General features: G+C 71.8%; 5 protein-coding genes. 2 read left to right on the forward strand and 3 right to left on the reverse strand.

Annotated elements, in window-relative coordinates:
* Positions 1 to 1,394 precede the first annotated feature (1,394 nt).
* Positions 1,395 to 2,018: a response regulator transcription factor gene (locus EDJALFJO_RS08605; RefSeq protein ID WP_198950134.1), complete on the reverse strand. Its 624-nt coding sequence runs from the start codon at positions 2,016 to 2,018 to the stop codon at positions 1,395 to 1,397.
* A 44-nt stretch (positions 2,019 to 2,062) separates the two neighbouring features.
* Positions 2,063 to 4,192, reverse strand: a complete 2,130-nt coding sequence (locus EDJALFJO_RS08610) for a sensor histidine kinase (RefSeq protein WP_158220343.1) — start codon at positions 4,190 to 4,192, stop codon at positions 2,063 to 2,065.
* Positions 4,193 to 4,541: 349 nt separating this feature from the next.
* On the opposite strand from EDJALFJO_RS08610, the gene EDJALFJO_RS08615 reads away from it, so the two are divergent.
* Both EDJALFJO_RS08615 and EDJALFJO_RS08620 read left to right on the forward strand, forming a co-directional pair.
* Positions 4,542 to 4,976 carry a hypothetical protein gene (locus EDJALFJO_RS08615; RefSeq protein WP_158220344.1) on the forward strand — a complete coding sequence of 145 codons (435 nt, stop codon included), beginning with the start codon at positions 4,542 to 4,544 and terminating at the stop codon, positions 4,974 to 4,976.
* A 29-nt stretch (positions 4,977 to 5,005) separates the two neighbouring features.
* Positions 5,006 to 5,695 carry a hypothetical protein gene (locus EDJALFJO_RS08620; RefSeq protein WP_143448386.1) on the forward strand — a complete coding sequence of 230 codons (690 nt, stop codon included), beginning with the start codon at positions 5,006 to 5,008 and terminating at the stop codon, positions 5,693 to 5,695.
* An 89-nt stretch (positions 5,696 to 5,784) separates the two neighbouring features.
* Here the strand turns inward: EDJALFJO_RS08620 and EDJALFJO_RS08625 are convergent.
* Positions 5,785 to 7,256: diacylglycerol kinase family protein (locus EDJALFJO_RS08625; RefSeq protein WP_143448387.1), on the reverse strand; the 1,472-nt coding region annotated here is incomplete at its 5' end.

The following is a 7,256-nucleotide window of genomic DNA, read 5'->3' on the forward strand; positions in this document are numbered from 1 at the left end:
GCGCCGCGCCACACAACAATGAACCTTGCCTCGGCCACCATGGCCTACTCAGCTAAATCGTTGCCACACTTAAGGTCTCGCGAGCCTCAAGCTCAGGTCATCACGAGGTCAACCCCTGCATGGAGCTGTGGGCGGGCGGGGAGCGCTTGGAGTGCTCGGCTGGTCGAGACGCCTGGCCCCGAACAGCCGCGACGCCAGTCGCGGCCGCCTCCAGTCATCGTTCTCAGGACGCCGCCGCCAGGTCCCGCTCGCCAACAACGCACAGGCGCGGGCGACGTCGCGGCAACGCGTGACAGGAAGGTCATCTGAGGGCATCACCAGGGCTGCGCCTTCGTAGACTCTCGCTGACGGTGTGGGCAGACGTGCCCGCGCCGCCCTTGACAGGGCTCCCGGCCGTTTGCCCCCCCGTGGCGGCCGGGAGCCCGCAAGGCCCGAGTGTGCTGCCTGCGACCGCGTCCCGGCCGGCTCCAGCGCGGGTACTGCGATGAACGGCTCGCGTCTCGGCCGGATCTGTAGTCGGCTCCTAGGCGCTGACGCGCCCCGACGGGGCACCGGCGCCGTGCCGTCGACCATGCAGTTGTCAGGGGCAACCTGCCTGGCGCCCGGCGTCGGCTTCGACGCCCTGTGGGTCGCGGTCTGCGCACCCCGCGGGTGCTGCGCGTCGACCCCGGGACCGGCTGGTGCTCGCTTGCATCGCTGTGAAGGTCAACGACTTCCTCGAGGAGTCGTCGGTGGCGGGTGGCGTCTGGGTGCTGACCTCGTCGCTCACGCTGGTACTGATCGACCCGACGACGAGCACGGTCGTGCGGATCACGGATGCATCGTTGGGCGCGGGCGCGATCCTGGCCACCGCCGACGCGCTGTGGATCACCAGCCACACGGCAGCACGTCGCTGCGGCTCGACCCCCGTACGCTCGCCACGGTCGCGACCACCACGGTTGGGTCAGGTCCCCAGTTCCTCGCCGTCACGGGCGACCGGGCGTGAACGCTGGCGCAGACCGGTGGCACCGCCACGCGGGCGGACCGGGGACCAACCGTGTCACCGATGGGCTCGTCACCACCGTCGACCCCAGCACCAACCGTTGTGGCCGCTACGGGACCCGGGCTGCCAGCGGAAGCGTCGCTGCGGACTCCAGCGCGGCCTGGATCACGGCCCACGACACCGACAGCGTCTACCGGCTGCCCGCTCCCTGAAGCACTCGCCACCTTGGCCGTCAGGAGTGCAACCACCGCTCGCATGCACCGCAGCTTCTGGGCCGGTTCCACGACTCCCCTGACTGGCCCGTCAGCCACCGGGCGGGCGACGGTAGCGAACGGAGTGATCGCCGTCCAGATCCGCGGATCTCCATGCACGGCAACGTATCTGACGTGCGTGACCTCGCCGCGCTGCCGGGTCAGCTGATGCCGGCGTCGCGGGCCTTGAGCGCGGCGGCGGTGCGGTCCGGGACGTGGAGCTTGACGAGGACGGCGCTGACCAGGTTTCGGACGGTCTTGTCGGACAGTCCCAGCGCGACGGCGATCTCGGAGTTTCTGCGGCCCTGGGCGAGGAGGGTGAGGACGTCGCGTTCGCGGTCGGTGAGGTCCGGAAATGCCTGGGCGGTGTACTGGCGGTGGTTTCCGGTGAAGAAGGCGACGATGCGTGCGGCGACCGTTGCCCCGTACACGGCCTCGCCGGCAGCCACGCTGTGGATCCCTCGGACGAGCTCGGCGCGGTCGGCTCCCTTGAGGAGATATCCGTGCGCGCCGGCACGCAGTGCTGTGAAGACGGCCTCGTCGTCGGAGTGCATCGTGAGGACCAGCACCCCGATCTGGGGCCACCGGGCGCGGATCTCGGCGATCGCCCTCACTCCGGGGGTGCCGGGCATGTCGAGGTCGGTCACCACGACGTCCGGCAGATGCTCCTCGATCGCCGCCAGCAACTGGGCGCCGTCGGCGGCCTCGGCCATCACGTCGATGTCGGAGACGTCTGTGAGGACCGCGACGATCCCGTAGCGGACCATCGGATGGTCATCGGCCACGACGACCCGTACCCGACCGGTCGGCCGTGCCGGGAGGTCGGCTGTCACAGCCGTGCCCGCAGGGCCGGCGCGTCCGCTGCGGCCGCGTTGTCGTCGGCCACGTCCTGGTCCGGAGCGAGGTACGGGAGTCGTGCGGTGACTTCCGTGCCCCCGGCGGGCATGCGCCGGATGTCGAGGGAGCCGCCCAGGATGGTGGCTCTGGCGCGCATCGAGTCGACGCCGATCCCGCCCGGGCGGGATGCCGTGTACCCGATGCCGTCGTCACGCACCCGAAGCTCGAGCCGACCCGTCCTGGCCCTCGGACCGGCCTCTACAGGCTCCAGGGTGACTGTGACTGTGCAGGTTCGGGCGCGAGCATGACGAGCGACGTTGGTCAGGGCCTCGTCGAGGATGCGGCTCGCCGCGGACTCGACCTGGTCCGGCAGGCAAGACAGGTCGGGCGGCAGGTCGACCCGCACGAGCGTGCCGGTGGTGGTGCTGATCTGGTCAGCGCGGGCGCTGAGGACGGCGGCCAGGTCCATGCGGTCGAGCCGAGCGGGTCGCAGGTCGTCGATGATGCGCCGGACGTCCTCGAGGCTCGCGGCCGTCTCGGAACGCAACCGGGTGATCACAGGACGGGCTCGTTCGGGGAGGTCGGCTCCGTCCACTGCCTCCAGGCCGAGCCCGATCCCGGTCAGCGACGGACCGAGGCCGTCATGCAGGTCTCGGCGCAGCCGTTCCCGTTCTCGGGCGGTCGAGTGTTCGGCGCGGGCCTGCTCCACCCGCAGCAGGTCCGCCAGCTGGATGTTGCGCACGAGCATTCCGAGCAGCGGGGCAAGGGCTCGGAGGAGCTGCTGGTCCGCCGGCGGCAGCCGGCGCTCACCACGCCGTGGGGTGACCCGCAGGACTGCGACCACCGCCCCCTCGACGACGAGGTCACAGTCCCAGGCCGGCGCAGACGCCGTGGCTTCGGGTCGGCGGCGTGCTGCGAGGTGGGTTGCCTGCGCGGCTGCGCCGGCATCGGATCTGGCGGGGTCCGGCTCCGACGGCACGCCGGTCTGTGCGAGCGTGTCGCCACCGCCTGCTGCGCGCAGCTCGACCCCGGGAAGACGCAGGGTGCGTGCCAACGCGTCCACCGCCCCCGTCAGCGCGGCCCCGTCGAGGGCCGGCGCTTGCCCGATGGTCTGCAGGGTTCGCCACGCGTCCCCGCGGTCGCCATACACGAAACCGTCGACCAGTCGCTGCAGCCTGTCGCGCAACGGGACGACGACGAGCGCGACGGCGAGGGAAGCCACCAGGGGCGCACCGGAAGAGCGCGGCGCCACGGCCGTGAGCGTGGACGTGACCGCGACGAAGACCGCGAGCACCGCGACAGTGAGGCCGCCGTAGAGCAGGGTCCGGCGGACCACGACCTCGATGCCCGACAGGCGGTAGCGGAGCACTCCGACGGCCACAGCGACGGGGATCGACTGGGTGAGCACCAGGTTGACGACCCGCCACGGCAGCAGCAGCCCGGCCACGGAGACGACGACGCTGGTGACCAGGAGTGCCAGCTGCTGCCGCTGAGGGGGTCCTGCACGAACGGTCCGCTTGGTGGCGTCGGCGACGGCGAACACGAAGGCGCCCAGCAGCGTCACGAGCAGGGCGACGCCGACGGTGGCCTCGACCCACGGTGGAGGGTCCAGGCGGACGGGCGGTCTGGCTGAGGGGACGGCATCGGTCACCGAGTTGTCGCTGCCCGCGTAGGCGACCCACAGCACGAACAGCCCAACCAGGACCGCCCGGTCCACGGCAGGCGCCCAGCGCCCCTCGAGCCGGCCGCTCGGGTACCGCAGCAGCATCGTCACCGCGACCAGGCCGACCCCGACGATCCACAGCGGCGCCGACAGCGACAGCGCCCACGCCCCGCCGGGCAGCGACGGGTCCAGCACCAGCGCCCGGGTACCGTACGCCTGCCCGAGGTCGCACAACGCTTCGATGTCGGCCGCGCCCAGCAGCAGCCACGCAGCCGAGTGCCACGGCCTGTGCCACGCCACCAGCAGGCCCGCCGAGCCCATTCCCAGCACGAACAGGACCAGCCCGACCTGGCCCAGCTCCTGCGGGTCGGAGACCAGCGGGCTGTCCCCGAGACCGGCGCTGAGCGCCTGCGTCGCTACCGTCATGACCACTGCGAGCGCGAACAGCGTCACCGCCACGCCCCGAAGCCACCGGTCACCCGACGCAGACGTCACCGTGCGCGGCACCTGAACGCCGGGCTCACCACCTCGAGGACACGTCGCCGAGCCGTCCCCGCGCACCGGCCCGCGCGTCACCCCCGCGACGGGGGACGTCGGCAGCAGCGGCACGGTCATCGTCCGAGTGTGCCGAGGCGAGGCGTCCCGTGTCACCAGCACGATGTCCCGCCGCGCCCGGGACAACCTCCTCGTCCGCGGAGGGCTGCAGACACTGCCCGGCTCGCGCACGCGGCGGCAACGTCTGCGACCTGGACCCGCGAACGGGTAGCCGGACGAGCCGCTCGCCCGGCGCCGAGCCAAGGAGGACGCCATGACCGACACGTCACTGGACCGATCGACGACGACACCGTCCGGGGCCGGGCTGCTCGCCATCCTCGGGGTGGCCTACGCCCTGGCGATGGCCGCCGTCGCCACCTGGTGGCAGCCCGACGGAGACCAGGGGCTGCGGGAGTACCTGATCACTGTCGCGATCATCCTGGCCGCGGCAGGCATCGTCTTCGGCCTGGTTGTGCGCGGCGCCACCGGACGAGGCGCCCGGACCCGGGCGGTCGTCCTCGCGGCCCTCGCCCTGGTCGCCGTTGTCGTCTTCTGGAGCGGCCTGCCGTTCATCCTCGCGGCTGCAGCGGCCGCATGCGCGCTGCCCATCGCAAGGGCCCCAGAGCGTCTAGGGGCGAGCGGGGTACTCGCGCTGGCGGCCGCTGCGCTGGCCGTGGTCGCATCCACCGTCTCGTCGTTCGTCGGCTGACGGTGGCCAACGAACCGGGAGGCGTGGACATGACCTCCACGTCGGATCACGTCCAGGACTCACGAAGGACCGGTCGCCTGGTCGGACGTCTCGCATGGTGGGCAGCGTGGACCGGGCTGGTCCTCGGCCAGATCCACGCCCTGTCCCGGTTCGCCACCGCCGACGGCCGAGAAGACCTCCGCGCGCCGCTGGTCCGGCTCTGGGCCGTCCCCGCCTCCGAGGCGTTGCGGCCGCTACTGGACTGGAGCGGCCCGGACCGGGTCTACCTCACCTACGGCAAGATCTGGCTCCCCGTCTTCGCAGCCTTCACCCTCTGCGCCGTCACCACCTACCGCGCACGGCGCCCACGCGGAGCCGAACGGTGGACCTGGCGGCTGGCGATCACCGGGTACCTCGTCGCCGTCCTCGGCGTCGCCCTCGACTACTGGACGCAGTGGGGTGCCCACCCCACCCCCTTCCTCGAGACCGCCTTCCTCGTCTCGATCGGCGGGCTGCTTCTCACCCTCCTGGGGTCGACCGCGCTGGGCATCGCCCTGCTCCGTGGTCACTTCCGCCCGGCAGCCTCGGCCTGGCTGCTCGCCCTGTGCATCCCTATCGCCGTCGCCATCCTCCAGGTCACCTCCCTGGGCAACGCGGCACTCCCACAGATGTTCGCGTTCGCACTCATCGGCAGACAGTTCAACCGCCCGGCCCCGGAGACCGACGGGGACACGCGGTAGATGCAGCCGGCGTGAGGGGCCCCGGGACGCTCGACGGTCACCGCACCCGGCGTCGCCCCAGGTACCGCGCAGCAGGCTTCCGGGCGCGGTCACGCGGCGGCGCGGCGCCTCGCTGCTTCAACTGCTGCGCCGGTCCCGCTGGCACCGCAGAGCAGGATGAGCAGGACCCAGATGAACTCGCTGCTCGCCTTTGCCGCGACGGCCGACCCGATGATCGTGACGGCCCAGACGACGGACACGATCAGGGTGAGGCGCCCGAAGACCTGATTGAGGGTCGCCCGCTCGTTCACGGCCATGACGGACCTTCCGCGCTTGTCGAGTCGGCGCTGTTGTCGCCGGGGCGCCCAGCTTCGGGGCCAGTCCCATCCTGCAACGCCTTCTCGCCCCGAGCCCGGGACCTTGTCCGTGGTTCGTCGGTGGAGGCCCTCTGAGCTGCTGGGCGGCCGATCGGGGTGGTCCGGTGCCGAAGCAGTCCTCAACAGGAGCCGTGCCTCCCGGACGAGCCTGCCGGCGGCTTCGCGCCTGCGGGCGGGCGGTCGACGGACCACCAGGGCACCTGGTCGAACGGCGAACCGCAGGACTCCCGACAGTCTGACCGGTTCCCCATCGACTGCCGCGTCGATGGGGCCATCGGCGTCGACGGCGAACGTGTCAGTGGTCCACCGGTCGTAGCCGGCAGGCAGCCGCCCTCGCCCGAGCAGCTCGGCCGCCGCAAGCCGCATGATCGCGTTGCCGTCGTCGAGCCTGATGGTCAGTACCCCGAGCGTCCCTGAAGCGAGGTCCGGGCGCCAGGCGCTGCGCCCCAGACCGCCGAGCCGGTAGGGATTGTTGGAGACGAGGAGGGCGTCCGTCCCGTCCTGGGTCATGCCCTGTGGAGCGGCGAAACGTAGTGCGGGTGGTCGGGCGTCGGGGCCGACCAGGGCCGGCAGCTCGTCGAGGACAGCCCGCATCTTGGAGCGCCGGTAGTGCCGCGACGCCAGCAGCCCCGCGTAGAGCCCCAGCGACACGTTGTTCACGAAGATGCGTCCGTTCACCTCCCCGAGGTCCACCCTGACGTCGTTCTCGCCCCGGAACGCCGACACGGCCGACGAGATGTCGGCAGGATCGATCCCGAGGTCCAACGCGAAGTGGTTCCGGGTGCCCGTCGGGACGCACACGAACGGGAGCCCACGCCGGGATGCGACCGCGGCCACCGCAGCCATCGACCCGTCGCCACCGGCAACACCCAGGATGCCCGCACCGTCGGCCGCGACAGCGTCCGCGAGCACGCTCAGGTCCTGCCCTTCCGCGACCAGGACGATCTCGACACACTCACGATCGGCCCGATGCGTGATCTCCGCCATCGCCTTGCCGCTCCCGGACCGGCAGTTCACCAGGAGCACGGCGCGACCGCCACGCGGTACGCGCCTGGCCGGCCGATGCCCATGAGGGCGACGTCGGTCACGGCTCGGGCGACGTCCCAGGGGTTGCAGGGCCACCCGGGCGGACACCATCGACAGCCCGAAGAGCACCATCGAGACCAGCAGTGCACCAGGCCGGTGGGACAACACATGCAGCACTG

Origin of the sequence: Kineosporia sp. A_224 (assembly GCF_002198655.1) — a bacterium.
GTDB lineage: Bacteria > Actinomycetota > Actinomycetes > Actinomycetales > Kineosporiaceae > R-H-3.